The sequence below is a fragment of the Marinicella meishanensis genome, assembly GCF_019931145.1.
GTDB classification, from domain to species: domain Bacteria; phylum Pseudomonadota; class Gammaproteobacteria; order Xanthomonadales; family Marinicellaceae; genus Marinicella; species Marinicella meishanensis.
This window is the reverse complement of record NZ_JAIOUV010000001.1, coordinates 121381-146153: the sequence shown is the minus strand read 5'-3', so window position 1 is coordinate 146153 and position 24773 is coordinate 121381. Positions and strand designations below refer to the sequence as shown.

The 24773-nt window shown below is 53.5% G+C and carries 22 protein-coding genes; 12 read left to right on the top strand and 10 right to left on the bottom strand.

Translation table 11 applies throughout. From position 1 onward, the window contains the following. Nucleotides 1-15: 15 nt before the first annotated feature. From K7G70_RS00615 to K7G70_RS00590, 6 genes are all read right to left on the bottom strand, one after another. Complete coding sequence (locus tag K7G70_RS00615) at nt 16-594, bottom strand: DUF1287 domain-containing protein (protein WP_223786651.1); 579 nt, start codon at nt 592-594, stop codon at nt 16-18. Nucleotides 595-651: 57 nt separating this feature from the next. Continuing rightward, nucleotides 652-1878, bottom strand: coding sequence for a hypothetical protein (locus K7G70_RS00610; protein WP_223786650.1), 1227 nt, complete (start codon nt 1876-1878; stop codon nt 652-654). A 221-nt stretch (nt 1879-2099) separates the two neighbouring features. Next, nucleotides 2100-5987, bottom strand: a complete 3888-nt coding sequence (locus tag K7G70_RS00605) for a choice-of-anchor D domain-containing protein (RefSeq protein ID WP_223786649.1) — start codon at nt 5985-5987, stop codon at nt 2100-2102. 146 nt (nt 5988-6133) lie between these two features. Further along, nucleotides 6134-6337, bottom strand: coding sequence for a dodecin family protein (locus K7G70_RS00600; RefSeq protein ID WP_223786648.1), 204 nt, complete (start codon nt 6335-6337; stop codon nt 6134-6136). 154 nt (nt 6338-6491) lie between these two features. Beyond that, the gene (locus K7G70_RS00595; RefSeq protein ID WP_223786647.1) at nt 6492-8297 is read right to left on the bottom strand and encodes a M2 family metallopeptidase; all 1806 of its coding nucleotides are present in this window, start codon (nt 8295-8297) and stop codon (nt 6492-6494) included. Nucleotides 8298-8448: 151 nt separating this feature from the next. Further along, nucleotides 8449-9678, bottom strand: a complete 1230-nt coding sequence (locus K7G70_RS00590) for a hypothetical protein (RefSeq protein WP_223786646.1) — start codon at nt 9676-9678, stop codon at nt 8449-8451. Nucleotides 9679-9848: 170 nt separating this feature from the next. Between K7G70_RS00590 and K7G70_RS00585 the strand changes: the two genes are divergently transcribed. The 7 genes from K7G70_RS00585 (at nt 9849) to gorA (ending at nt 16374) form a co-directional block, all read left to right on the top strand. Further along, the gene (locus K7G70_RS00585) at nt 9849-10760 is read left to right on the top strand and encodes a DMT family transporter (RefSeq protein ID WP_223786645.1); all 912 of its coding nucleotides are present in this window, start codon (nt 9849-9851) and stop codon (nt 10758-10760) included. A 112-nt stretch (nt 10761-10872) separates the two neighbouring features. After that, nucleotides 10873-11289 (top strand): DUF4389 domain-containing protein, encoded by a 417-nt coding sequence (locus K7G70_RS00580; protein ID WP_223786644.1) that lies wholly within the window; start codon nt 10873-10875, stop codon nt 11287-11289. 170 nt (nt 11290-11459) lie between these two features. Then, the gene (locus tag K7G70_RS00575) at nt 11460-11660 is read left to right on the top strand and encodes a hypothetical protein (RefSeq protein ID WP_223786643.1); all 201 of its coding nucleotides are present in this window, start codon (nt 11460-11462) and stop codon (nt 11658-11660) included. 1 nt (nt 11661) lies between these two features. After that, a complete protein-coding gene (locus K7G70_RS00570; RefSeq protein WP_223786642.1) occupies nt 11662-12450 on the top strand; it encodes an SDR family oxidoreductase in 789 nt (262 codons plus the stop codon). Further along, nucleotides 12441-13889 (top strand): aldehyde dehydrogenase, encoded by a 1449-nt coding sequence (locus tag K7G70_RS00565; RefSeq protein WP_223786641.1) that lies wholly within the window; start codon nt 12441-12443, stop codon nt 13887-13889. The genes K7G70_RS00570 and K7G70_RS00565 overlap by 10 nt, the downstream gene beginning before the upstream one ends. A gap of 580 nt (nt 13890-14469) precedes the next feature. Beyond that, a complete protein-coding gene (locus tag K7G70_RS00560) occupies nt 14470-14958 on the top strand; it encodes a hypothetical protein (protein WP_223786640.1) in 489 nt (162 codons plus the stop codon). Nucleotides 14959-15045: 87 nt separating this feature from the next. Next, nucleotides 15046-16374 (top strand): glutathione-disulfide reductase, encoded by a 1329-nt coding sequence (gorA, locus tag K7G70_RS00555; RefSeq protein WP_223786639.1) that lies wholly within the window; start codon nt 15046-15048, stop codon nt 16372-16374. On the opposite strand, the gene K7G70_RS18025 is transcribed toward gorA, so the two are convergent. From K7G70_RS18025 to sufT, 4 genes are all read right to left on the bottom strand, one after another. Beyond that, on the bottom strand, nt 16369-17091 hold the full coding sequence (locus K7G70_RS18025) for a sterol desaturase family protein (protein ID WP_223786638.1): 723 nt from the start codon (nt 17089-17091) through the stop codon (nt 16369-16371). The two genes, gorA and K7G70_RS18025, sit on opposite strands and share 6 nt — an antisense overlap. Beyond that, on the bottom strand, nt 17088-17699 hold the full coding sequence (locus K7G70_RS00545; RefSeq protein WP_223786637.1) for an HD domain-containing protein: 612 nt from the start codon (nt 17697-17699) through the stop codon (nt 17088-17090). The genes K7G70_RS18025 and K7G70_RS00545 overlap by 4 nt, the downstream gene beginning before the upstream one ends. A 112-nt stretch (nt 17700-17811) precedes the next feature. After that, nucleotides 17812-18642 (bottom strand): polysaccharide deacetylase family protein, encoded by an 831-nt coding sequence (locus K7G70_RS00540; protein WP_223786636.1) that lies wholly within the window; start codon nt 18640-18642, stop codon nt 17812-17814. Between the two features lie 17 nt (nt 18643-18659). Then, a complete protein-coding gene (gene sufT, locus K7G70_RS00535) occupies nt 18660-19214 on the bottom strand; it encodes a putative Fe-S cluster assembly protein SufT (RefSeq protein ID WP_223786635.1) in 555 nt (184 codons plus the stop codon). A gap of 327 nt (nt 19215-19541) precedes the next feature. Between sufT and K7G70_RS00530 the strand changes: the two genes are divergently transcribed. From K7G70_RS00530 to K7G70_RS00510, 5 genes are read left to right on the top strand one after another with little or no spacing between them, the layout of a single operon-like run. Continuing rightward, complete coding sequence (locus tag K7G70_RS00530; RefSeq protein ID WP_223786634.1) at nt 19542-20525, top strand: AAA family ATPase; 984 nt, start codon at nt 19542-19544, stop codon at nt 20523-20525. 13 nt (nt 20526-20538) lie between these two features. Continuing rightward, the gene (locus K7G70_RS00525) at nt 20539-21504 is read left to right on the top strand and encodes a DUF58 domain-containing protein (RefSeq protein WP_223786633.1); all 966 of its coding nucleotides are present in this window, start codon (nt 20539-20541) and stop codon (nt 21502-21504) included. Next, nucleotides 21504-22016, top strand: coding sequence for a DUF4381 domain-containing protein (locus tag K7G70_RS00520; RefSeq protein WP_223786632.1), 513 nt, complete (start codon nt 21504-21506; stop codon nt 22014-22016). Before K7G70_RS00525 ends, K7G70_RS00520 begins: the two co-directional genes overlap by 1 nt. Beyond that, nucleotides 22009-22974, top strand: coding sequence for a vWA domain-containing protein (locus K7G70_RS00515; protein ID WP_223786631.1), 966 nt, complete (start codon nt 22009-22011; stop codon nt 22972-22974). The genes K7G70_RS00520 and K7G70_RS00515 overlap by 8 nt, the downstream gene beginning before the upstream one ends. Next, complete coding sequence (locus tag K7G70_RS00510) at nt 22974-24773, top strand: vWA domain-containing protein (RefSeq protein WP_223786630.1); 1800 nt, start codon at nt 22974-22976, stop codon at nt 24771-24773. The genes K7G70_RS00515 and K7G70_RS00510 overlap by 1 nt, the downstream gene beginning before the upstream one ends.

Here is a 24773-nt window from a genome sequence, read left to right as displayed (position 1 = left end):
TAAAAAATAAGGACATTAAGGGATTTCAACGTCGATGGTACTGCCGTGATAACGGAAGTGGCCAACAATTTTATGGTCAAACAGCATGTCATCCAATTTGGGCCCCCAGCCGATGTTGTGCACGATTTTAAAGCGACCTGAGTCGGCTTTGATGTCGCTGACGATGCCAATGTGTGGCAGGCCATTGTGATTCAAGCGCCAGGTCACCAAATCCCCTGGCTGGTAATCATTGGGGTCTTGGGTGATTGGCAGCACCGTGCCATGGCGCTGAAAGAAGGTTTCCAGGTTGGGCACCCGCCGGTGATCGATGTTGGTGTCTGGGCGGCTCAAGCCCCAGTTCTTGGGGTATAGCGCGAAATTCGCCGCCATGTCTTCATGCACCAATTGTTGCAGATCGGTGCCCAGGGCACGGTAAGCGCGGATGATGACATCGGTACACACCCCGCGACCGGGATCCACATCGCCATTGGGGTAATCGATGCTGCGGTAAGCCCCGTCATAAATGACCCGGTGTTGCAGCCGTTCTTTGGCAGCCTCGACCAAGGGGTTGGCCCAAAGGGTTGAGGAAAAAAACAACAAGATAATGATTCGCATGGTGGTTTTGACCAAAGGGTTCAGCAAAAATTCAACGGCAATGGCGTGCTCCGCTGCTTAGGGATCGAATCCATCGGCAAAGATCAGATCATCAGGTGGTCCACAGGGGTTGGTGATGGACAAACCGTCATCGGGGGTGATTCGATTGGCCTCATCAAACACATCATCGTTGTTGTTATTGGTGCCGGGGTCTGAATCGGCCAGGTTTCCAGTGAAAGTCACACCGCAGCCATTGACAGTGGGCAAGGTGGTTGGCATGCCTTGGTGATTCCCATTGGAGTTGGTGGTGGTGTGCAACACAAACAAGCCTCCCCCATATCCTTCAGAACTGAAATTGCCTTTGGATTGTTGCCTTGCATGGTTATCCACAAAAGTCACGTTGTTCAGAGTCAGGCTGCCGCTGCGAATGAACAAGCCACCACCAAAACCAGCGGCATAACGGCGAATGGCACCAAATCCAGGCACTCCGCCATTCAATGTGCCACCGCCGCCGAATCCGCCATCCCCATTGGGGCCATAGTAGCTGTACCCGGCACCCCCTCCAAAGCCACCATCGCCAGATGTGCCATCATAGCTGCCACCACCGCCTGCACCAAAGCCACCGTGGCCAGCAGTTCCCTTGGCCGAGTATTCACCACCCAGGCCAAATGTGGTGTCATCCAGTTGGTAATTGCCATACCCTCCATAGCCGGTGGTGACAAATGTGGCGTGCCCCAATAAACCCCCGCCTCCACCATAATGGCCATCTCCAAACAGGCCACCACCGCCATATCCACTGCCACCAAAAAAGCCGCCAACGGACACAGAGTTTTCAATTGAAACGTCTTGCATGGTCACTTGACCATCATGAATGAACAGGGCACCTCCAAAGCCAGCTCCCCTGCCACCAGCCCGGGATGTGCCACCCTCAGCCCATCCGTTGATGACATCGATTCCTTGGATGGTGACTTGGCCTGATTTGATGAACAAGGGCCGGTACATTTCATAGCCATCAATCGCACGGCGGGTGGCATCACTGTGGATGGTCACATCCGAATCAATCAGGCGTTTCATCACCCCACTCAGGGTGACATCAGTTTGTAATTCAATGGCATCGGGACCTGGGTTGGTGTTGGCTTGCAGGATGGCCCAACTCAAGGTGTTGGGGTCGAGTCCGGTGCCATCATCATTGCTTGAAGTGACCGGATAAGTTGCTGCATGACACAGGTTGGTAGTCAAAGTCAGGGTGATGGCAGCAACCAATGAATGTTTGGCCAAAGTGCGGTTCAATGTGGTTCTTTGCATGAGACAAGTCCTTGGTTGGTTATGATCCCAGTTCAGCATCATTTAAGCAGTTTTGCCCTGAAATCACAAGCGCCAGAACAGCCATCAACCATTGCGGGTGCCAAGCACCTGCGATTCGCAATCTTGGTCTGGTCAATCAGCCAGCTCTATCTGGCCAATGAACTGGCCCAATGTTCCATCAAAGAACGGTTTCAAACCCCAGTTCAAGTCGCGGCACAGGCCTATAGATCCTGATTGTCAGGGTCAAAATCATCGGCAAAGATCAGATCGTCATCAATCACCCCGTCGGCCTCACTTGGCCACCCCAAAGCCAAGCGCGGATCACTCGTATCGACCGTGACCGTGAACTGTTCGGGCCCCTCAGTGATGCCGTCTGGCAGCGATGTGAATGAGATGGACGCGGTGATTGAAGGGCCGCCAATTTGCCCTGAGCCCATAGGCAATGAGCCACTGGTGAAGTCTTGGCCATTCACCTCGCCGTTCACCGACCAATTGAAGTCCAACACATCATTGGCAGGCACATCCAAAGTCAATTCAAAAACAACGTCCTCACCTTCCTGCCAAACCGGGTTGAGGGCATTGATGGTGATGGTGGGTTGACCGTAGCCAGCAATCGCATGATCATGCAAAAAATTCATGCCGTCGTCATACACATTGAAAGTCGTGGGTGGGCTGGTGCCAGCCATACTGGGTTCAAACGACACCTTGACAAAAGTGGATTCGCCGGCCCCCAATGTGGTGGCAGAGATGTTTTGCAACAAGGTGAAATCATTGTTCGTTTGAGACAATTGAACGTTGGACAAATTCAACGGTGCCAGGCCGATGTTTTTCAGTTCAAATGTTTGGTTGATTTTGCTGCCACCATTCACCGCAATGAATCCAAAGTCGGTGTTGTCGGTGGATGAAGGGCTTTGGTCACCGGATTCAATGACCACACCATCACCCAGAACTTGCAGTACCGGGGCTTGGGGGATGCCCTCTGCGGCAACCACAAACTCATAAGGAGACTCATCCGGATCGTCGCTTTGAATCACCACCGTGGCTGAATCCACACCCAAACTGCTTGGGCTGAAACCCACGGTGAAAGTCACCACTTGGGCTTGTTCGATCACGGTGGTATGGGGTTGCGATGTGATGCTGAATTGACCTGTGTTGTTTTGCAATTCCACCATTGGCACACCGGTTAAACTCAAATCGCTCAGTCCGGTGTTGGTGATGGCAAAAGTGCGGGTGATGGTCTGACCCAAGATTTGCGCCGATCCCATGGCGGTGAAATCATCGGGATTGGGTGTGACATCACCATCCAGAATCACCATGCCATTGCCGGAGATCTCAATGTCTGGCTCGGTACCGGGGCAGAAATCGCTGATCGAAACCCCATTGAGGGGGCTGATGACATTGGCCAGGTCGAACAGGTCATCATTGTTGTTGTTGGCTCCAGGGTCCGAGGCCGCCTGATTGCCCGTAAACTCAATGCCACAGGCTGTGATCGTTGATAAAGTCGATGGCATGCCTTGTTGGTTGCCATTGGTGTTGTTGGTGGTGTGCAACACAAATAAGGCGCCACCCAGTCCATCTGAAGCCACACCTGGTCTGTTGGAGTCCAATGCTTCGTTGTTGCTGAAAGTCACCCCCAGCAAGTTGACGGTTCCTGAGCGAATGAACAGCCCCCCGCCCAAACCAGCGGCCAGTTGTTGGTTACCCCCAAAGCCAGCAGTTCCATGGCGTGATGCATAACTGGTGGCCTTACCACCGCCGCCGCCAAAGCCGCCATCTCCTGCGTAATAGGTGCAATAGGTGCCACCATAAGAGGCACAGTTGTAATCATAGGTGAAGCCGCCACCGCCCCCGAAACCGCCGTGGCCACCTGCGTTGTAGTCGCCGTTGCCGCCACCGGCACCGAACCCACCGTTTTGTCCCGCTGAGTTGTTGGCTGCTTGGCCGCCTTCACCAAACATGGGATCAGGGCTTTGGTACAGGCCATAACCTCCATAACCGCCCAAAAAACCAGCAGCGGACGAGCCAAACAGGCCGCCGCCTCCATACAAACCATGACCGAACAAGCCGCCACCGCCACGACAATAAAGGCCTTGATCCATACACCGATCTCTGTTGCCACCAACGGCTGTGGAGTGGCTGATTTCAACGTCAATCAAATCCACTTCGCCATCATAAATGAACAATCCGCCGCCCATCCCAGCACCGTATCCGCCCACTCGACTGCTGCCACCTTGGGCCAGGCCATTGCTGATGGTGACAGCATTGATTTCGACTTGACCTGATTTGATGAACAGGGGTCGGTAACGGAAGTTCCCAAAAATGGTTCTGCGGCTGTTGTCAGGCCCGATGCTGATCGCTGAATCAACCAGCCTTTTCATCACCCCGGTGAATGTGACATCGGTGCTCAATTCAATGGCATTGGGTCCAGGGACAGCATTGGCTTGGGCGATGGCCCAGCTCAAAGTGTTCTCGGTCAGTCCGGTGCCATCATCTGCGGGTTCTGAAACCGTGAAAGGCGGCATGCCCGAAAAGCCTTGTGCTGCCACCATGAAATCAAATGGAGACTCATCGCTGTCATTGTTCTGGATCACCACAGTGGCTGCATCATAACCCGCGGTTAACGGGTTGAACGTGACTTCAAAGGTGGTCGATTCACCGGTGCTCAAGGAGCTTGAAGCCGGTTGTGCGGTGATGCTGAATTGGCCGTTGTTGTTTTGCAATTCAATGCTTGGCGTGCCAGTCAAGTCAAGCGTTTGGTTGCCGATGTTGGTGATCGAGAAGGTGCGGCTCAATGGGGCTCCCATGATTTGGGCATTGCCCAGCAAAGTGAAGTCACCTTGATCGGGTGATGCATCGCCATCGGCAATGATTTCGGCATTGCCAGTGATCACAATTTCTTGCTCAGGAAACAAACAAGGGTCGGACAAGGACAGGCCATTGTCAGGTGCGATTCGATCAGCCAAGTCAAAAACATCGTTGTTGTTGTTGGCAGCTGCTGGGTCGGTGGCCGCTGAATTGGCAGTGAATGTCACCCCACAACCCGTGACATCGGGCATTGAGGACGGCATGCCCTGGTCGTTGCCGTTGGTGTTGTTCAATGTGTGCATCACAAACAGACCACCACCCAAGCCATCAGCGCCTCCACCTTGCTGTTGCGCGTGGTTGTTGGCCAAGGTGACGTTGGTCAGACTCAATTGACCACTGCGCACAAAAATCCCACCACCTAGACCTGCAGCGAAAATGCCTTGACCGCCAAATCCAGGGGTTCCATTGGTGAACGCGGAGCCACCACCGGCTCCAAAACCACCGTCACCGGCAACGCCATAATAAGCACTGCCACCGCCGCCGCCAAAACCACCATGGCCGGCATTGCCCAAATAGCTGCCACCGCCACCGCCACCAAAACCTCCTGGCTGGCCTGGCCCATTGTAAGAATAGTCACCACCACGGCCAAATTGGCTGTCAATGTTTTGGTAATTACCATAGCCGCCATAACCGCCGTTGGAGTCAGAGGCATTGCCAAACAAGCCTCCTGCCCCGCCATTCCCTGAGTCACCAAACATGCCACCGCCACTGTAACTGAGGCCGGGGGCATTGGTGCCGCCGACGGCCACCGAATTTTGGATCGTGACATGATCTAAGGCCACTTGACCGTCGTACACAAACAAGGCACCGCCCAATCCAGCCCCCCGGCCGCCATCGCCACCACCTTCTGCCCGGCCGTTTATCAGGTTCAAACGATTGATGGTGACTTGGCCTGACTTGATGAACAAGGGTCTGAATTGGTCATCCCCGTTGATGGACCGGGTGTTGCCATCACTGGTCAAGGTCACATCCGAATCAATCAAGCGTTTCATGACACCGGTCAGGGTGATGCTGGTTTGCAGCTCAATGACATCGGCACCGGGCTGGGTGTTGGCCTGAGTTATGGCCCAACTGAGGGTGCCGGTACTCAAGCCTGTGCCATCGTCAAATGGTTGGTTCACATGAAAGGTGGCCGATTCACTGACCATGGGTACTGACAAGGCCATGGCGATGGCCGCTGTCAATGGCGATTTCTGGTTTGATGGTTTTTTATGGCTGCGTTGATTCCTTGAGAATTGGGTCATTTTCGAACTCCTTGTGATTGACTAAAGCGGCTCAGGTGGGCCCATTTAACCATTGGCGCGATGGCATCTCAAGAAAAAACCGGAATAAAATCAACCCCAAAAAAAAACCAGCCCTCAGGCTGGCTTTAACGAGGTAGATACTCGGTTCAGTCTTTCAGCACGAAAGTGACTTTCATGGCCACGCGGTATTCGGTCACTTGACCGTCTTCGACCACCACTTTTTGACTTTCGACCCAAGCGCCGGTGACATTTTTCAAGGTTTCGGCGGCCCGTTTGATGCCTTTCTCAACGGCATCCTCAAACCCTTTTTGTGAACTGGCGATGATTTCGGTGACTTTGGCTACGCTCATGGTATGACTCCTGATGTATGTGAATGGAGATTCAGGGTAGCAAAGGAATGACTTCTTTGGCCAGCGATCAGTCCTTTATTTGACTTTTTTTCACAATCTCAAGAACGCAAAAAGGCCGGAAAAAACCGGCCTTTGGTTCTGCATGAGTGGTTGTTTACCAACCGCAATCGCGGCCTTGGTTTTGCTCATCCAGCCACACTTTCAGTGGCGCAAAATAATCAACCACGGCCGAGGCATCCATCTCCCGTGAGTTGGCGATCACTTCCATGGCATCTTGCCAAGGCCGTTCGGCACCCATGGCCAACACTTTGTTCAGCTTGTCGCCTGCCGCTTGGTTGTTGTAAATGGAGCAGCGGTGCAAATCACCTTCAAATTCAGCCGCTTTACACAACTCGCGGTGGAATTGGAATTGCAGGATGTGGGCCAAAAAGTATCGGGTGTAAGGGGTGTTGCCCGGGATGTGGTATTTGGCACCCGGATCGAAATGGTCTTCGCTGCGGGCCATGGGCGCTTTCACCCCTTGGTATTGGTTGCGCAAGGCCCACCAGCCGGCGTTGTAGTCAGCCGGTGAAATGTCACCACTGAACACCTGCCAACGCCATTGATCGACCAACAAACCAAACGGCACAAAGGCAATTTTTTCCAGTGCTTTTTTCATCAGCATGCCCAAATCATTGGATGAGGCTGGGATTTCGTCAATCAAGCCAATGTCTTTCAGGTACTGTGGCGTGATGGACAAAGCCACGGTGTCACCAATCGCTTCATGGAAGCCGTCATTGGCACCGGTGCGGTACAAGATGCTCTTGTCATTGTAGGCCCGTTGATAGAAGTTGTGGCCCAATTCATGGTGGATGGTGACGAAGTCCTCGTAGTCTTCTTTGATGCACATTTTGATGCGGATGTCATCGACGTTGTCAATGTTCCAGGCACTGGCGTGACAGACCACATCGCGGTCTTGTGGCTTGGTGAATAAGGACCGCTGCCAGAAAGTTTCTGGCAATGGATCCAAGCCCAAAGAGGTGAAAAAACCTTCGGCGGTTTTGACCATTTTCTTGGCGTCGTAATCGTGCTCGGCCAACAAGGCAGTCACATCAATGGTGGAACCGGCGTCTGCCGGCTTCACCAAGTCGTACACCGCGGTCCAATCCTGGGCCCACATGTTGCCCAACAAATGGGCTGGGATCATGCCATCATCGCCCATCACCTCAGCACCGAAGTGCTCGGTCAATTTGGTGCGCACGTGGCATTGCAATGAATCATACAGGGGTTTTACCTGGGTCCACAAGCGGTCCAGTTCTTGGGGAAATTCACTGGCTGGCATGTCATAGCCGGCACGCCACATGGCGCCGGTGTCGGCAAAGCCCAATTCACGGGCCCCTTCGTTGGCCAACTCAACCATGCGTTGGTATTTGGGCCGCATGTCCGGCGACACGGTGCGCCAACCTTGCCACGCTTCTAACAAGGCTGCATGATCGCGTGACTCTGCAATGACTCGCGACAGTTGTCCCAAGTTCTTGCAATCGCCTTCAACACAGTATTTACCGGCCCCGTACATGGCTTCGAGTTTGGCCATGATTTGCGCCAATTCGGCATTTTTTTCGGCATCATCCGGTGCCGCAATGGTCAAGCCGCCTTTGATGATGTTGAGGCGCCGACGCATGTCATCAGACAAGTCCAAGGCATCGAACCGTTTGGCTTCGTTGGCAAACTTGACTGACAAAGCGCCCATTTTTTCGATGCTTTTGGCTCCCAGCCAAATGCTGTCATCGGTGATGAAGTTGGCTTGAATCCAAGCAATCCTGGCGGCGTACTCACCTTCTTCCAGGTAGGTTTTTTCCACCCGCTCCAAAAAGGCTTGGGCGTCGGCCACTGTCACGGCATCGGTGGTGGGTTTGGTGTTGTTTTGGGGTTGGCATGCGATCAAGGTCATGGCCAGCAACAAAGTCATGAGGTGTTTCATATAGAGGGTGTCCCAGTTAAAAATCGCAGTTATTCTACATCAAACCACAGTTGCTGTGGGTTATCCGCGGTCATGAGATTTGGGTGGTGGTGCCAAGCGCCACAAAAAAGCCCGCTGAAAACGGGCTATTTTTGGGGTCTCGGCTCCGGGATCAGCGTTGTCGACCGCGGCTGCTGGTTTTTTGGTCATTGGCATGCGACTTGCTGGCCGACTTGGTCTGGCTGCGGGTGCGTGATGACGACTTGCTCGATGCCGCTGGCTTGCTGCGAGTTGTTGCGCGGTTGTTGGTCGCCGGTTTGTTTTGGGTGGCGGGCCGGCTGGTGGCTGAGTGGGCACTGTTGGCAGCCCGTTGGCGGCTGGGCTGCACCGTGGGTTTACTGCGCATCACCGGTTGCGTGTTGCTGTGGTAGACCGGGGACTGGCTGTTCATCGGTTTGACTTGGGTGCGGCGTGTGGTCTGTGATGACTGCCCACTGTTGGGTCGGGTGGTGCTGTAGCGGTTCAGGCTGGTGACCGGTTGTTGCTGGCGTGCGCGGTTGTCGGTTTGCCGATGGTTGTTTTGAATCTGCCGTTGCAACTGACTGCGGCTGTTGTTGACTGCCTGTTGTCGGGTGGCCGTTGATCCCAGCTGATGGTTGGATTGAGCGGGGTTCATTGCGGCACTTTGTTGCCGGCTGCGGGGGCTTTGTCGCACCGATTGGTTGCGGCTGCTGGAGCGGGTGGTCGAGCGGCTGTTCGATCGTTGGTAGGATCGGTTGCTGCCAGCACGCTCCCGACTCACGGCCCCCGCCCGGTTGCTGCGGTATCCATTGCGTTGGTTGTGGCGGTAACTGGTAGATTTGTAGCGGTTGTTGTGGCTGTTGTTGCTTAAGCGACGCGCTTCATTGCGGGCCGAGTAGTAGCCACGCTGGGTGGGTCTGTGGTGGTAATAATTGCGGTTACGCCAGTGGTTGTACCACCAGTAATTGTCATAGTAATAACTGCTGTAACCCAGCCCAAAGCCCCAGGCATACCAGCCACCGTAATTAGACCAGCGGTGGTAAGGTGACCAAAAGCCTGGCGAACACCAGTTGGACCAGTAGGAGTAGCCGCAGTTGTGGGATGAGGAGAAATAAAAGCCCACCCGCGGGTAACGGTAAGGGCTGTAATACACGTTGCTGTAAGTCAAGCCCCAGCGGTCTGGGTAATAGTTGTAATTGTTGTAATACACCCCATCACCGACGGTGCTGTACGAACCCGACCCATAACCGTAGTAAGGGTCGTAGTTGTCATAGGCGTAATAATCGTCCTGATAATACACATCTTCTTCGGCATCATAGCGGTGGTTGTGGACACTGCATGAGGCCAGGAATAAGGTCAAAAGTGGTATCAGCAATTTCATGATCTTCTCATCATTGGTTATTCAACACCATCATACTACTGGGCACAGGCTGAATAAAAGCTGAATTGATGGGTGTTATGCCCTCATGACAAACAATTCTGACACAAAGGTGTTATCCGGCAGAAAAATCGGTTTAAATACCGCTTTTGTTTGCCTTGACGGGGTGTCACATGACCGAAGAAAACTGGGCCAAAGGGTTGATCTTGTCTTTGATCACGGTGTTGTTCTGGAGCACCCTGCCCATCGCGTTGAAAATCAGTTTGACGGCCATGGACGCCATGACCTTGACTTGGTTTCGTTTTTTGATTGCTGGTCTGATCACTGCCTTGCTGATGATGGCCTCTCGGCGGTGGCAGGAATTCAAGCGCTTGAACACATCCCAATGGTTGTGGCTTGGCTTGGCAGCAGCGATGTTGATCGGCAATTATGTGTTGTTCTTGATTGGCTTGGCCATGACTTCGCCGGCCAATGCCCAGGTGTTCATTCAAATGGCACCCCTGTTGATGACTCTTGGTGGGGTGCTGATCTTCAAAGAATCGTTCAGCCGCATGCAGCTGCTGGGCGCCACTTCGGTGGTGGTGGGTTTGGTGCTGTTTTTCAATGATCAAATCCAACAAATCTTCAACAGCGATTACACCGTGGGCATTTGGGTGATGTTCCTGGCGGCCTTGACCTGGGCCATCTATGCCCTGATCCAAAAGAAATTGGCCCGGGTGTTGTCTTCGCAAAGCATCTTGTTGTTCATTTACTTGTTTGCATCGGTGGTGTTGGTCTTTTGGAGTGACGTCTCAGGCTTCACCCACATCAGCCCCTTGCAATGGTGGGCGATTGCCTATGCCTGCATCAACACGGTGGTGGCCTATGGGGCCTTTGCCGAAGCATTGAACCATTGGAATGCTTCACGGGTGGGCATGGTGTTGGCGCTGACCCCGGTGATCACCTTGTTGTTCATCAACTTGTTTGCCCACTTTTTTCCGCATTTGCTGGCAGCCGAAACCATCCAAGGCTTGGGTTATGTGGGCATGGCATTCATCGTCAGTGGTTCGATGTTGGCCAGCCTGAAAAGACAGCCCAAATCCTGATTAGTGCCTTTCAGTAAATGTTTACATGCCCTGGCGCAGTGACCAATGGCACTGTTAATTTTTACCCCAGGTGTTTATATTAATTAGTAAGCGAAAACACTGAGGTAGCAGCATGTCAGAACAAGACAAAAAGGACGGGACCGAAGACCCGAAAAAAGAATCCGTGATCGAAGGCGAAGCGGTCACCGTTGAAGCAAGCGACGAACAGACCGTCAAAAAAGAATCCCACATCAACGCCGATTTGTTGACCCGGATTTTTGTGACCCTGTTGTTTGCCTTGATCGGTTGGTTGGCTTTGTGGGTATTTGGTTTCGTGGTGTTGGTGCAATTTGGCTTTTTGTTGATCACCGGCAACCTGAACAAAAACCTGAAGGCCTTCAACGGCGAGTTGGGCAATTACCTGTCCGACATCATCAAATACGTGGCCTTTCAAACCGAAGAAAAGCCTTTCCCTTTTCAAGGTTGGCATTACGATGACAAGAAGTCAGACCCAGGCCCCGACAATGGCGAGGCCACCAATCATTCTTAAACCCACGTTGACCCAAACGTTTTTTCATTAACTCTCTGAATTGATTACGCCAGGTAAATCCTGGCGTTTTTTTTGCCCGCGTCACCAGGCGCAAAAATAAATGCCCCCAACAGTGGCTGCCTGCGCACAGTCCTTGTAAGATAACCACTGTTTTTTTGGTCATGAAAGGCATGAAAACTTACGATTTAAAAGGCTATACCCTGGTGCTGGAAAAGGTGGTATTTGTCAGTGCGGTGTTCACCGCCAACCACGATGAAGGCAAACAATTTAATGTGCGGCTGGTCGGTGATCTGTTGAAATTTAAATTTCCCAATCACGCCGATGCCGTAATGGCCAGAGAATTGCTGGTCAAAGCCCTGAAGGAGGTGTGAAGTGGATTTGAGTATAGAACATAAAACCGCTGTGGTCTGTGGCTCGACCCAAGGCATGGGACTGGCCATTGCCGAACAATTGGCCGCCCAAGGCGCGCGGGTGGTGATGGTGGCCCGCAACCAAGAGAAGTTACATGAAGTGGTCAAGATCTTGCCTCAGCCACATGGCCAGCAACATCAAGTGGTGGTGGCTGATTTCAGCGATCCGGCTGCGGTTAAAGCCGCCATTGAACAACACCTGGCCGCCCATCCTGAGGTGCACATCCTGGTCAACAACACCGGCGGCCCGGCCCCGGGTTTGGCCAAAGACGCCGAGATTGCGGCCTACCAAGCGGCCTTCAACCAACACCTGATCTGCAACCAAGTCTTGGCGCAAGCCACGGTGCCGGCCATGCAACAAGCCGGTTATGGCCGCATCATCAATGTCATCTCCACCTCAGTCAAGCAACCCTTGCCCAACCTGGGGGTGTCCAACACCGTGCGTGGCGCGGTGGCCAGCTGGGCCAAAACCCTGGCCAATGAGTTGGGGCAACACAACATCACGGTCAATAATGTGCTGCCAGGGGCGACCGAAACCGGGCGCTTGTCGGCCATCTTTGAAAACAAAGCCAAAAAAACCGGACAAACCGTGGCGCAGGTCATCGAGCACGAAAAAGCCATCATTCCCATGCGGCGGTTTGGCACCCCCGCCGAATTTGCCAATGTGGTGGGATTTCTGGCTTCGCCCGCCGGTGCCTACGTCAACGGGGTCAACATTCCGGTGGATGGTGGACGCACGGCATGTCTTTGATCACCATCAAGAATTATCTGGGCGGTCAGTTATTGGCCCCCGAATCGGGCACCTATTTGGATGATCATGAACCGGCCACCGGTCAGGTTTATGCCCGCACCCCACAGTCATCAGCAGCCGATCTGGACCAGGCAGTGGCTGCGGCTGAACAGTCCTTCCCCAGTTGGTCGACCACCCCCGCAGAACAGCGGGCTCAAGTGCTCAATCGCTTGGCTGATTTGATTGAGCAAAACCAAGACCGCCTGGCGCGGGCCGAAGCGATTGACAATGGCAAGCCAATTACTCTGGCGAAAAACGTCGACATCTACCGGGCGGCGGCCAACATCCGTTTTTTTGCGCAGGCCATCACCCAATTCAGCAGCGAGTCGCATGCCATGGAAAACGTGGCCATCAATTACACCTTGCGTGATCCCTTGGGCGTGGTGGCGTGCATTTCGCCATGGAATTTGCCGCTGTATTTGTTCACTTGGAAAATTGCGCCGGCCTTGGCGGTGGGCAACACGGTGATAGCCAAACCTTCAGAGATCACCCCGATGACGGCTTATTTGTTCTCCGAGTTGTGCATCGAGGCCGGTTTGCCTGCTGGGGTGTTGAACGTGTTGCATGGCACCGGTCCGGCCATTGGTGCGCCGTTGACCGAACACCCACGAATCAAAGCCGTGAGTTTCACCGGTGGTTCAGCCACCGGCACCCTGATCAAGCAAGCCACCGCCAGCCAGCACAAAAAGCTGTCTTTGGAGTTGGGTGGAAAAAACCCCACCTTGGTGTTTGCCGATTGCGACTTTGACCGCACGGTTGATGAGGTGGCCAGGTCGGCATTTGCCAATCAGGGGCAAATTTGTTTGTGCGGCTCGCGCATATACATTGAGAACGACCTGTATGAGCGGTTCACCGCGGCCTTGGTGGCTCGGGTGGAACAGTTGAAAATCGGTGATCCCTTGGATGAGGACACGCAGTTTGGTGCCTTGGTTTCCCAGGCGCACATGGACAAGGTGTTGGGCTATATTGAATTGGCCCAGCAAGAAGGCGGCACGGTGTTGACCGGTGGTCAAAGGCTTCAACTCAGTGGCCGTTGTGCCGATGGTTATTTTGTGCAGCCCACCATCATTGCTGGCTTGGACAATGCCTGCCGCACCAACCAAGAAGAAATTTTTGGCCCGGTGTGCACCGTCCAGCCATTCAGCGACGAGCAACAAGCGGTGGCCTTGGCCAACGATTCCGAATATGGTTTGGCCGCCAGTGTCTGGAGTCAAGACATCGGTCGTTGCCACCGTTTGGCCAAACAACTGAACACCGGCATCGTGTGGGTCAATTGTTGGTTGTTGCGCGATTTGCGCACCCCTTTTGGCGGCATGAAAGCCTCCGGTTCGGGTCGCGAAGGTGGCTTGGAAGCTTTGCGTTTCTTCACCGAAGCGAAGAACGTGTGCATCAAATACTGAGTCGATCGGCGCAATTTTTGTAAGTAATATGTTAAGTCCAGGTCTGCTTAACTGTACAGCAAAAACAAAGGGACTTTTGGCACATGGTTTTGAACCATGGCAATGGCTATTATGATCATACGTGCCGAAATTTCCAAAAAGTAATTGACGTACGTAAGACTTAGTAGTATAGTGATTGCATGAAGTCGTTGAAATCAACAACACCTTTCAGGAAAATTGATCGAAACGATGCAAGCTTTGGAGTTACAGAAATTTCCTCCCCTAACGCTTTTTAACTCTCTGATTTCTGTAACTCCACCCTCTTTATTAATTCCAGCTCTTAGTGGCCTTGTTGTGATTGTTCACATCGCGAGGGAACGTGGCCCAGTGAACCCAGGCACACATCGCTTTTCTTACAATGACTGATTTTCAATGTCATGGGTCACCACGCATTTGTGTGATTGGGCCTCCTCTTATTGTTTTTTCCAACCCAACCCAAATATGCGGTCACCGTCCTTGCGCTTTTTATTATATACTGAAAACCGCATGACAGCTCAACCTATTTTTTTAACTTTTTTTTAACCGGATGAAACCCAGGCTTATGGATGATTTTGCCATCGAAGTGATGGAAGTCGAGGACGCCGAACCCTTGGCGGGGGCGTTGTTTCAGCGGGCTTTTGGTGATTCCATCCCGAATTTTCCGCGGCATTTTATTTTATCGGCATCCGGATCTGATGCCAGGCATTCGACTTTGGGCTACGTGCACTTCACCCGCCACCAAGACATGTACCTCGGTGGTGGCATGTGTGTTGACCCCCAAGCTCTGCGGCGCCTGCCCAAAACCTGTCGCCAACAGCTCAACGAGCAAGGTGGGGTGGCTTTTTGCTTGTTGTCTCAAGCGGTCAAGCGGCTGGATGATGCGCCTGCCGTGTTCGGTCATGTGGGTCATCAAGGGGCCTACAAAATTGACTTGGCCGTGGGCTTCGAACCCACCCAATTCCCACATTTGATCGTCTATTGGCAGCAACCATTGAGCCAGGCAGCACAGCAAGACATCATCCAGCGGGCCCATGAAGTGGGGCCTTTTTGATGCCGGGACATGACAGCGAGTCTTGGGGCCATGTGATGAAATGGCAACAACACGGTCTATTGAGGTCCGAGAGCAACAGGAATCCACATGAAATATGATTATGATTTACTGGTGATTGGCGCTGGATCAGGCGGTGTTCGGGCCGCCCGCATCGCCGCCGGTCATGGCAAAAAAGTGGCCATTTGTGAAGCCGATCAAGTCGGTGGCACGTGTGTCATCCGCGGTTGTGTGCCGAAAAAGCTGATGGTCTATGCCTCGCAATACAACAAGCTGTTCAAAGCCGCCAAAACTTTCGGCTGGGACATCGACAGCCGCTTTGATTGGCCCACCTTGCTGCACAACAAAAATGCCGAAATCAATCGGCTCAATGGCATTTATTTGAATTTACTGGCCAATGCCGGGGTGGCATTGATTGAAGGACATGGATCGTTCATTGACCCGCACACGGTGGACATCGCGGGCAAGTCTTACAGCGCTGAACACATCTTGATTGCCACCGGTGGTCGACCCAGTGTGCCAGACATTCCGGGCAGTGAACACGTCATCACGTCCAACGAAGCTTTGGAGTTGCCGGCCCTGCCTGAGTCCATCACCATCAATGGCGGTGGCTACATTGCGGTGGAATTTGCGGGCATTTTCAATGCCCTGGGTGTGGCCGTCAACTTGGTTTACCGAGGCCCACAGATCTTGCGGGGTTTTGATGCCGAAGTGGCGGCCTTTGCGCAGCAGTCATTTGCCGAGGCCGGGGTTCAGGTGATGACCGACACCGAAATTTTGGCCGTTGAAAGCACCGCCAGTGGTTTGTTGTGCCAAACCAACCAAGGGCCGTTGGCATCCGAAGTGGTGATGTTTGCCACCGGCCGCCAAGCCAACACCGACCGCTTGAACTTGGCCGCGGCCGGCATCGCCACCCAGGCCAATGGCCAAGTGGTGGTAGACCGTGAACAACGCACTTCAGTGGCCAACGTGTTTGCCGTGGGCGATGTGTGCAATCAGGACAATTTGACCCCAGTGGCCATCCGCGAAGGGCATTATCTGGTGGATCGATTGTATGCCGGTGGCCAGCAATTTCCAGAATACGACCACATCCCAACCACCGTGTTTTCCCAGCCCGAAATTGGCACCTGTGGCTTGACCGAAGCCGATGCACGACACCAATACCCCAACATCGAATGTTTCACCAGCACCTTTCGCGCCATGAAATACGCCATGAGCGAAGTGTCAGAAAAAACCTTCATGAAGATCGTGGTCAATGCCGACACCGATCAGGTGTTGGGCATGCATGTGGTCGGCGCCGACGGGGGCGAAATGATCCAAGGTTTCGCGGTGGCACTGAAGCAAGGTTTAACCAAAACCCAATTGAATCGAACCATTGGTATTCACCCCACTTCAGCCGAAGAATTTGTGACCTTATGATGCTTTTTTGGTCCCCATCAAACGATCCCACAGGGCCGTGGTGAAGGCATAATTGACCTGTCCGTTTTGGTGATGTCTGACGTGATAAGCCGAGGCAGAGAGCAGCCTGGCTAAAGTCCGGTTTGCGCGGAGTTGGAAATTGGAATGGATGAAAATGGTGAACACCATGCCCATGATGTGTAGACTGAACGCCACCCCCAAACTCAGAGGCAACAGCAATATGAACAATGGGGCGGTGATCCCAATCAAGACAGCCTCAACAGGGTGAACACTGTACGCGGTCCAAGGGGTGACGCGGGTTGATCGATGGTGAACGGCATGCACGGAACTGAAAGTGCGGCCATGTAACAGGCGGTGAACCCAGTAAGAATACGTTTCATAAAACAGCGCAAACAACAGCACTTGCCAGGCAAACAAGCCCCAGCCAGCGGGCCAGATGCCGCTGTACCACCAACGCGTCATTAAACTGCAAGCAGCCAACACCAGACAGGTGATCAAGCCTTGTTTGATTTCACGTTTGACTTGGCCCGCCTTCAAAGGGCGGTTGTCGACATGTTGACCCATTTGTTGGTGTTCGGTCAGCCATTTGAAAAAGCATGAAAAAAAACATGAAGCGGTGACATAAGTGATGATGTTGACCACAGCTGACATCAGCAAGGCAATGGACCAATGGGCCTGAAGCCAGAACTCAATGGTTTGATGCAATAATTCAATCACAGTTGTGCCACCGCCCAATTGAGGTTTTGTCGGGCTTGCAGTTCGAGCCGTTGTTCAAAGTGATCGGTTTGAAAGATGCGAGATTGCTGTAAAAATCCATTGAGCAGGGCTTTGCGTTTGCGTCGATAGAGGAAATTCGGCACCCAGCGGTATTCTTGCCTGATCCATGTTTCATATTGGGCGTACAGGTCGTGGCTGGCCCCCAAAATGGACAAGTCGACATCGACCATGATCGCCTGGTCATTGGTGGTGGTCGGCGCTTGGTGGCAGGTGGCCATGATCAAGTCATGCACCCGCCCCTTGGCTGCGTCAGCCGCCTGGTTCTGGCTCATGAACTGATCGGCCCACTGGGCACTGTCGGCTTCGTTGTGGCTGGAATAGGGCCGGTAAATGGCGTCATGAAACCACAATGCCAGTTCAATTTCATGCGGCCGATCGGCCAAGTCCACCACCGCATCCAGGTGCCGCAAAGTGGCCTCGATGTGTGCGGCGGTGTGGTAATGCCGGTGGGGTTCGGCATGCGCTTGGCACAGGGCCACAAAAGTCGTTTGGTGAGCCTCCCAAGCCCAGGTGTTCATCAATTGTTGCCAGCGGTGCTGGCTCAGCATGGTGATATCGACTCCACGGTTTCAGACAAGGCGCTGACTGACGCATTGGACACTTCGACGGTGATGTGGCATTGGTTCATGATGATGTCCATAATAAATCCAAGGATGATGCTCAAGTAAGCCCAATAGGCCGTTGAATGGTCGCCAACAAAGCAGCCAGTTGATCCACGTGTTGCCAATCGTTGTTACAGACAAAACGGGGTAATTCCCAGCGGTCGTGGTCACGGGTCACGGCTTCGGCCACGGTGGTGAAGGCCGCTTGCAGGCCGATTTCAGGACCCAGCTTGGGCAAATATTCATGCCGCAAGTAGTCGCTGAAATTACCATAAGGATAAGCAAAATAAGCACCACCTTCCCGCTCGCCCAACAATTGCTGTAAATGGTTTTGGGCCTGCTTGATTTGTTGGTCACAGGCAGCGCGGTCATTGATGCAGCGAAAGGAATCGTCGTTGTGGTTTTGATTGTCCAGCACCCCGTGGTTGTGATCCCAACTGTGGTTGGCAATCGACATCAAACCCGATTGTTGCGCTGGTTGCCACCATTCATCGGTCCACCAGCCCTGCCCAATCAGGCATTTTTCATCAAGGATGGTACGGGCCGCCGGGGAAACAATCACAAAATTGGTCATGTGCGCCACCTGACCAGTGTTTTGCCGGTGTTCTTGCAGTAGGGTCAGGAAACCTTTTTGTGGTCCGTGAAAGGGGTGATCCACGTCGTAATAGTCAAACCATGTGCCGTCATCACAAGTCAGCACCACGGCTTGGTGCACCGCGTCGTCCTCCGCCTCACCGCGGTGCCAGGCCATGAGTTGGTTCATGGTGATGACTTGCCAACCCAATCGGTGGATCAATTGCAGGTCTGCTTGCAGCGCCACATGGTCGTTGCTTTGATAGTCATTACCATTGATGTTGTTGGCATGGTAGGTCAGAATGGGAACAGACATGGCGGCGCTCTGGTGGATCACAACATGCCGGTTTCTAATTTGGCTTCCTCTGACATCATCGATTGGTCCCAGGGCGGGTCAAACACAATGCGACAATCCACTGAGTTGATTTCCGGGATCAGTTTGATTTTGGCCGCCGCGTCGGACACCAATACATCACCCATGCCACAACCCGGAGCGGTCAAAGTCATGTCAATTTGTACCGTGTAGCCCGCTTGGTCTGCTGCCGGTTCGACGGCACATTCATACACCAAACCCAATTCCACGATGCTGACTGGAATCTCAGGATCATACACCGTGCGCAACTGGTCCCAAACCGCCTGTTCCACATCGGCTTGGGTGGCATTTTCAGGCAGGGTTGGTGGCGGCAAGGGTTCTTTGCCCAATGCATCGGCATTGTGCCCCAGGATCATGAACATGCTGCCATCGACAAAGATGGTGAAGCTGCCGCCCAAGGCCTGGGTGATGTAACCCACCACACCGGCCGGTAATTCGATGGTTTCACCGGTGGGAACGGTGATCGCTTCCACATCGCGGGTGAGTTTAAAGGGTTCACTGGTCAAACTGTACATGGGTTTTTGCGACCTTTTGTGGGTCAATGCTGTCTATCAATACAAGCGGTGAATTTTAACATGCCACAGGTGAGCTTGGGCACAATTTCCAAGTGCTGGCCAGACAGCAATCAACCATGCCCAGGTGCGGGATCCTGCGCTCGGCCTGGGGATGCTGACTTTTGACACATCCAAAGCCTGGGCGATCCTGTATAATCACCGATCTCTTGACGCCAATTGGTCAGCCTGGTTTGCAATCAAGACCATGGCTTGAAATCATTGAATTCGTCATTACGTATAGCGCCGGTAAACAAGCCGTTTTCAGCCGCCAAAACACACAGGTCATTTATGGAACAAAACACAATTGAACTCACCACCGCGTTTCAGCGCACCCGAGAAGCCATTGGCACCCAAATTTTGGGCCAACAAAAACTGGTCGACCGCTTATTGATCGCCCTGCTGTCTCATGGTCATTTGTTGGTGGAAGGGGCGCCTGGTTTGGCCAAAACCACCGCCATCAAGGTGCTGTCAGAATGCATTGAAGGTGATTTTCACCGCATCCAATTCACCCCCGACTTGTTGCCTGCTGACTTGACCGGAACCGATGTTTATCATGCCGAATCGGCCACTTTTGAATTCCAAAAAGGTCCGTTGTTTCACAACCTGGTGTTGGCCGATGAGGTCAACCGGGCCCCAGCCAAAGTGCAGTCGGCTCTGTTGGAAGCGATGGGTGAACAACAAATCACGGTTGGTAAAACCACCTATGATTTGCCGCAATTGTTTTTGGTCATGGCCACCCAAAACCCGATCGAACAAGAAGGCACCTATCCCTTGCCAGAAGCCCAACTGGACCGGTTTTTGATGCATGTAACGATTGGTTATCCGGAAGCCAAAACTGAATTGGACATCCTGAAATTGGCCCAGAAAAAAGATTTGGCCGAATTCAATCACCGCACCGAGCACCAAACCCTGTTGACCCAAGCGCAGATTTTTGCGGCCCAAAAACACATCCTCAATCTGTTCGTGGCGGACAATTTGGAACAATACATGGTGGCTTTGATTCTGGCCACCCGCGACCCCGGCAAGTACGACGCCAGCCTGGAGCAACAAATCGCTTTTGGCGGCTCACCCAGGGCCACCATCGCCTTGGATCGTTGCGCCCGTGCCCAGGCTTTTTTGCAGGGTCGGGACCATTTGTTGCCGGAGGACATCCATGCCGTGATCCACGATGTGCTGCGGCACCGCATCATCCTGTCATTTGAAGCCGAAGCCGAAGGTTTGACAGTGGATCAGGTGATTGACCAGTTATTGGCCACCGTGCCATTGCCTTGAGGTCAGCTGATTGATGTCTGCGGCCGTGGAACAACAAGCCAAAACCCAGGTCACCGCCAAAGCCATGGTGGCCACCCGCCATCACGCCAGACAATTCAATCTCAGCAGCATCAAAAAAGCCACCTCAGCCATCTCTGGTTTGCACGATTCCCGCTTTCGGGGTCGCGGCATGGACTACCTGGAGTCGCGCATCTATCAAGCCGGTGACGACATCCGCAACATGGATTGGCGGGTCACCGCGCGCACCGGCGATGCCCACACCAAATTGTTTCAAGAGGAACGCGAACGCCCCACTTATTTGGTGGTGGACACCAACAGCGGCATGCAGTTTGGCACCAAAACACAATTCAAGTCGGTGCTGGCCAGCCAAGTGGCGGCTTTATTGGGTTGGTCCTCGGTGTTGCAGGGAGACCGCATCGGTGTGTTGACCTATGGCATCCATGGCGTACACATCGTCAAAGCCACGGCCGGCAAGCGGGGCATGATGGGTATGATGTCACACCTGATCCAAGCCAATGAGCCGGTGGCCGATAGGCACCAAGAGCCAGAACAACACGACTTGGACCAAGCTTTGAAACAGTTGCGCACCATCATCCGGCCTGGCAGTTTGGTGTTGGTGATCAGTGACTTTTATGCACTGGGTGCGGATGCCAAGAAACATTTGTTGCAACTGCGCAAACACAACGATGTGCTGGGCATCAAGATCAGTGATCCGTTCGAAAACCAAATGCCCAAACCGGCTTTATACGGGGTGCAAACGGCCCAACGGGCACGGGTGCTGGACAGCAAAAACCAACGCATTCAAGACCGACTCAAAAGCAAACAAAGCGCCCACATTCAGGCCTTGAAAGAACACATCATCAAAGCCGGGGTTCCGCTGATTCCAGTGCAAACCAACGACCCTTGGGTCAACGTCCTGAAAAATGGTTTGGGCAACCCTTCACTGGCCTTCAGTCATTGGCTGGGGGGGCTGGGCTGATGCAAGGTTTGGCGCCAGATGCCTTGCCGTTGCGGGATCTGAAGTTGCCCGCTGAACCCGGGTTTTGGCCGCTGGCACCGGGCTGGTGGGTGGTCATGGTGTTGCTCACGGTGTTGCTGCTCGGGCTGTTTTATTGGTGGCGTCGCTACCGACAGAAAAAACAACGATGGGCGCAAATCGAGCAACAGCTGACGGCCATTGAATTGGCTTATGATGAACACCAAGATCGCCAACATTTGCTCACTGAATTATCGGCCTTTTTGCGCCGCTTTGTGCGTTTTCAGCTGCAACAAAAACGCGCTTCCAGCCTGGCCGGCGAGGCTTGGCTGCGTCACTTGGACGCCTTGCAACCTGGGGCTTTTGCTGGCTACGAACAGGCGCTGACCGAGGGCGTGTATGCCCCGCAGTTTGACTGTGATGTGGAACATTTGCTGCAAACCACCCGCCAATTCATCAAGCGCCATGTGCTGGGACGCCCGGCCAAGACCCCGACGGAGGTGGCCGATGTATAGCGTGTACTGGCCCTGGGTCTTCGCTTTGCTGCCGCTGCCGTTGTTGGTCCGATGGTTGCCGCGGGTGCGACAAGCCAGCATCACCACCATCCGGGCGCCGTTTTTACAAGATTTATTTGGGCGCAAACAAGCCCAGTTGCAACAGCGGGGCCGGTGGCTTAATGGCTTGCCGTGGCTGCTGTTGTTGCTGGCGGTCAGTCGCCCACAATGGATCGGCGAACCGATGCCCTTGCCCATCGAAGGTCGGGATTTGATGTTGGCCATCGACATTTCAGGCAGCATGGAACAAAAAGACATGCTGATCAATGGCCAGGCGGTGGACCGTTTGACCGCGGTGAAGAAAGTGGCGGGCGAGTTCATTGATCGGCGGGTCGGCGACCGCATTGGTTTGATCTTATTTGGTGAGAATGCCTACCTACAAGCGCCCTTGACTTTTGATCGGGCCACGGTGAAAACCTTGTTGAATGAGGCGGCCATTGGGCTGGCCGGTAAGTCCACAGCGATCGGTGACTCCATCGGGTTGGCGGTGAAAAAAGCCCGCGAAACCGAAGACAACAACCGCATTCTGATCGTGCTCACCGATGGGCAAAACACCGCCGGGGCCATTGAGCCTTTGAAGGCCGCGGAACTGGCCCGCGCCGAATCCCTGAAAATATACACCATTGGCGTCGGTGCCGATGAGATGGTGGTCAACAGCTTTTTTGGTGGGCAAAGACGCATCAACCCTTCGGCCGATTTGGACGAAGCCTCATTGCGCCGCATTGCGGCGATTACCGAAGGCCGGTATTTCAGGGCCCGCGACACCGAAGAGTTGGAGCAGATTTATGAATTGTTGGATGAGCTGGAACCGCTGGCCGAAGAGGAGCAGTTTTATCGGCCCACCGATGAATTGTTTTTTTGGCCCTTATTCGGTTCACTCATGACCCTGTGGTTGACCTTGTGGTTGAGGCGCTTGTGATGATTTCAGAAATTGTTTGGAGCCAATTTCATTTTCTGCGCCCAGCCTGGCTGTGGTTGTTGCTGCCGGGTGCCTTGGTGTTGTATTTTTGGCTCAACAACAGCAGCCGACAGGATGGCTGGCAACAAAGTTGTGACCCCGAATTGTTGCAAGCCATGCAGTTACAGTCGGCCGCCAATGCCAGTCGCTGGTTGTGGTTGTATTGGCCCATCATGGTGCTGACGGTACTGGCTTTGGCCGGTCCCGCGGTGCGGCAGATGCCGGTGCCCATGGTCAAGAACCAGTCGGCCCTGATCGTGGCCCTGGACGTGTCCAAGAGCATGTTGGCTGACGACCTCAAGCCGTCGCGTTTGCAGCGCGCCAAATTCACCATCCAAGACCTGTTGGTAAATCGCCAGGATGGGCAAACCGCTTTGGTGGTTTATTCAGGCGATGCGTTTGTGGTCACGCCGTTGACCGATGACACCGAAACCATCGTGGCTTTACTGGATGTGCTCAACCCCAGCATCATGCCGGTCAGCGGTACCAACACCGTGGCGGCCCTGGACAAAGCGACTGACTTGTTGACCCAAGCCGGCGTTACCCAAGGCCAGATTTTGTTGGTCACCGACCGCATTGACCTGTACAAAACCAAAGACCGACTGCGCGAAGTCAGCGATCGAGGCACCACCGTGCACGTGTTGGCAGTGGGCACGGCTGAAGGGGCGCCGATCCCGACCAACCAAGGCTTTTTGAAAGATTTACGCGGTCAAATCGTCATCCCACAAGTCGATTACCCGGCCTTACAAGAAGCCGCCAAAATTGGCCAGGGTCGTTTCAATGTGTTGTCCAACTCGGTGCCAGAAAATTTGTTCTATGAAGTGAATGGTGAGGCCGATGGGGCTGCCGCCGAAGACGATGAATTGGGCGGTGAAAACTTCATTGATGAGGGGCCTTTATTGGCTTTGTTGGTGGTGCCCATGCTGGCCTTGTTGTATCGTCGGGGCATTCTCATGGTGTGGTGTGTGGGTTTGCTGTTACACACCGAATCGACACTGGCCTGGACTTGGGATGACTTGTGGTTGAATCAGGACCAACAGGCCCACCGCAAGCTGGATTCGGCCCCCAAAGAGGCTTTTGAACAAGCAAAAAATCCGGACATCAAAGCCGCGGCGGCTTATAAGAACCAGGACTACCAGCGGGCCAGTCAATTGTATGGTGATGGTGCTGACAACCTGGCGAACCATTACAACCACGGCAATGCTTTGGCCCGCAGTGGCGATTTGGCAGGGGCGTTGGCCAGCTATGAGCAGGCGTTGGGCCATGACCCCAATGATGAAGACACGTTGTACAACAAGCGCTTGGTGGAAAAGGCCTTGCAACAGCAGCAGGAACAAGAACAACAAAACCAGCAGAACTCAAATCAGCAGAACGCGGAACAGCAAGAGCAGCAGGATCAGCAAGATCAGCAAAACCAACAAAACCAAGAAAACCAGTCCAGTTCAGAACAAGAGCAACAAGAACAGCAACAACAAGCCCAACAAGACCAGCAAAACGAAGCCGAACAACAAGCCCAAGAAAAACAGGACGCAGCCGCGGCCCAAGAAGCGGCTGAACAGGACCAAGAAGAACCACAGGAAATCGAGCTCACGCCTGAAGAGAAAGCGCTGGACGCGGAAGAAAAACAGGCCATGGAACAGTGGCTCAGAAGAATCAAAGACGACCCCGGTGGACTGATGCGCAGAAAATTCCTGTATCAGTACCACAAACGCAACCAAGACGGTGAAAGTTATGACCAACAAACCACAGAAGACTGGTGA

Coding starts and splice junctions, on each gene's coding strand:
- K7G70_RS00610 (WP_223786650.1), bottom strand. CDS start 1,878: ATGCAAAGAACCACATTGAACCGCACTTTGGCCAAACATTCATTGGTT.
- gorA (WP_223786639.1), top strand. CDS start 15,046: ATGAAATATGATTATGATTTACTGGTGATTGGCGCTGGATCAGGCGGT.
- K7G70_RS00585 (WP_223786645.1), top strand. CDS start 9,849: ATGACCGAAGAAAACTGGGCCAAAGGGTTGATCTTGTCTTTGATCACG.
- K7G70_RS00510 (WP_223786630.1), top strand. CDS start 22,974: ATGATTTCAGAAATTGTTTGGAGCCAATTTCATTTTCTGCGCCCAGCC.
- K7G70_RS00540 (WP_223786636.1), bottom strand. CDS start 18,642: ATGTCTGTTCCCATTCTGACCTACCATGCCAACAACATCAATGGTAAT.
- K7G70_RS00615 (WP_223786651.1), bottom strand. CDS start 594: ATGCGAATCATTATCTTGTTGTTTTTTTCCTCAACCCTTTGGGCCAAC.
- K7G70_RS00545 (WP_223786637.1), bottom strand. CDS start 17,699: ATGCTGAGCCAGCACCGCTGGCAACAATTGATGAACACCTGGGCTTGG.
- K7G70_RS00530 (WP_223786634.1), top strand. CDS start 19,542: ATGGAACAAAACACAATTGAACTCACCACCGCGTTTCAGCGCACCCGA.
- K7G70_RS00565 (WP_223786641.1), top strand. CDS start 12,441: ATGTCTTTGATCACCATCAAGAATTATCTGGGCGGTCAGTTATTGGCC.
- K7G70_RS00580 (WP_223786644.1), top strand. CDS start 10,873: ATGTCAGAACAAGACAAAAAGGACGGGACCGAAGACCCGAAAAAAGAA.
- K7G70_RS00600 (WP_223786648.1), bottom strand. CDS start 6,337: ATGAGCGTAGCCAAAGTCACCGAAATCATCGCCAGTTCACAAAAAGGG.
- K7G70_RS00575 (WP_223786643.1), top strand. CDS start 11,460: ATGAAAACTTACGATTTAAAAGGCTATACCCTGGTGCTGGAAAAGGTG.
- K7G70_RS00520 (WP_223786632.1), top strand. CDS start 21,504: ATGCAAGGTTTGGCGCCAGATGCCTTGCCGTTGCGGGATCTGAAGTTG.
- K7G70_RS00525 (WP_223786633.1), top strand. CDS start 20,539: ATGTCTGCGGCCGTGGAACAACAAGCCAAAACCCAGGTCACCGCCAAA.
- sufT (WP_223786635.1), bottom strand. CDS start 19,214: ATGTACAGTTTGACCAGTGAACCCTTTAAACTCACCCGCGATGTGGAA.
- K7G70_RS00560 (WP_223786640.1), top strand. CDS start 14,470: ATGGATGATTTTGCCATCGAAGTGATGGAAGTCGAGGACGCCGAACCC.
- K7G70_RS00605 (WP_223786649.1), bottom strand. CDS start 5,987: ATGACCCAATTCTCAAGGAATCAACGCAGCCATAAAAAACCATCAAAC.
- K7G70_RS00515 (WP_223786631.1), top strand. CDS start 22,009: ATGTATAGCGTGTACTGGCCCTGGGTCTTCGCTTTGCTGCCGCTGCCG.
- K7G70_RS00595 (WP_223786647.1), bottom strand. CDS start 8,297: ATGAAACACCTCATGACTTTGTTGCTGGCCATGACCTTGATCGCATGC.
- K7G70_RS00590 (WP_223786646.1), bottom strand. CDS start 9,678: ATGAAATTGCTGATACCACTTTTGACCTTATTCCTGGCCTCATGCAGT.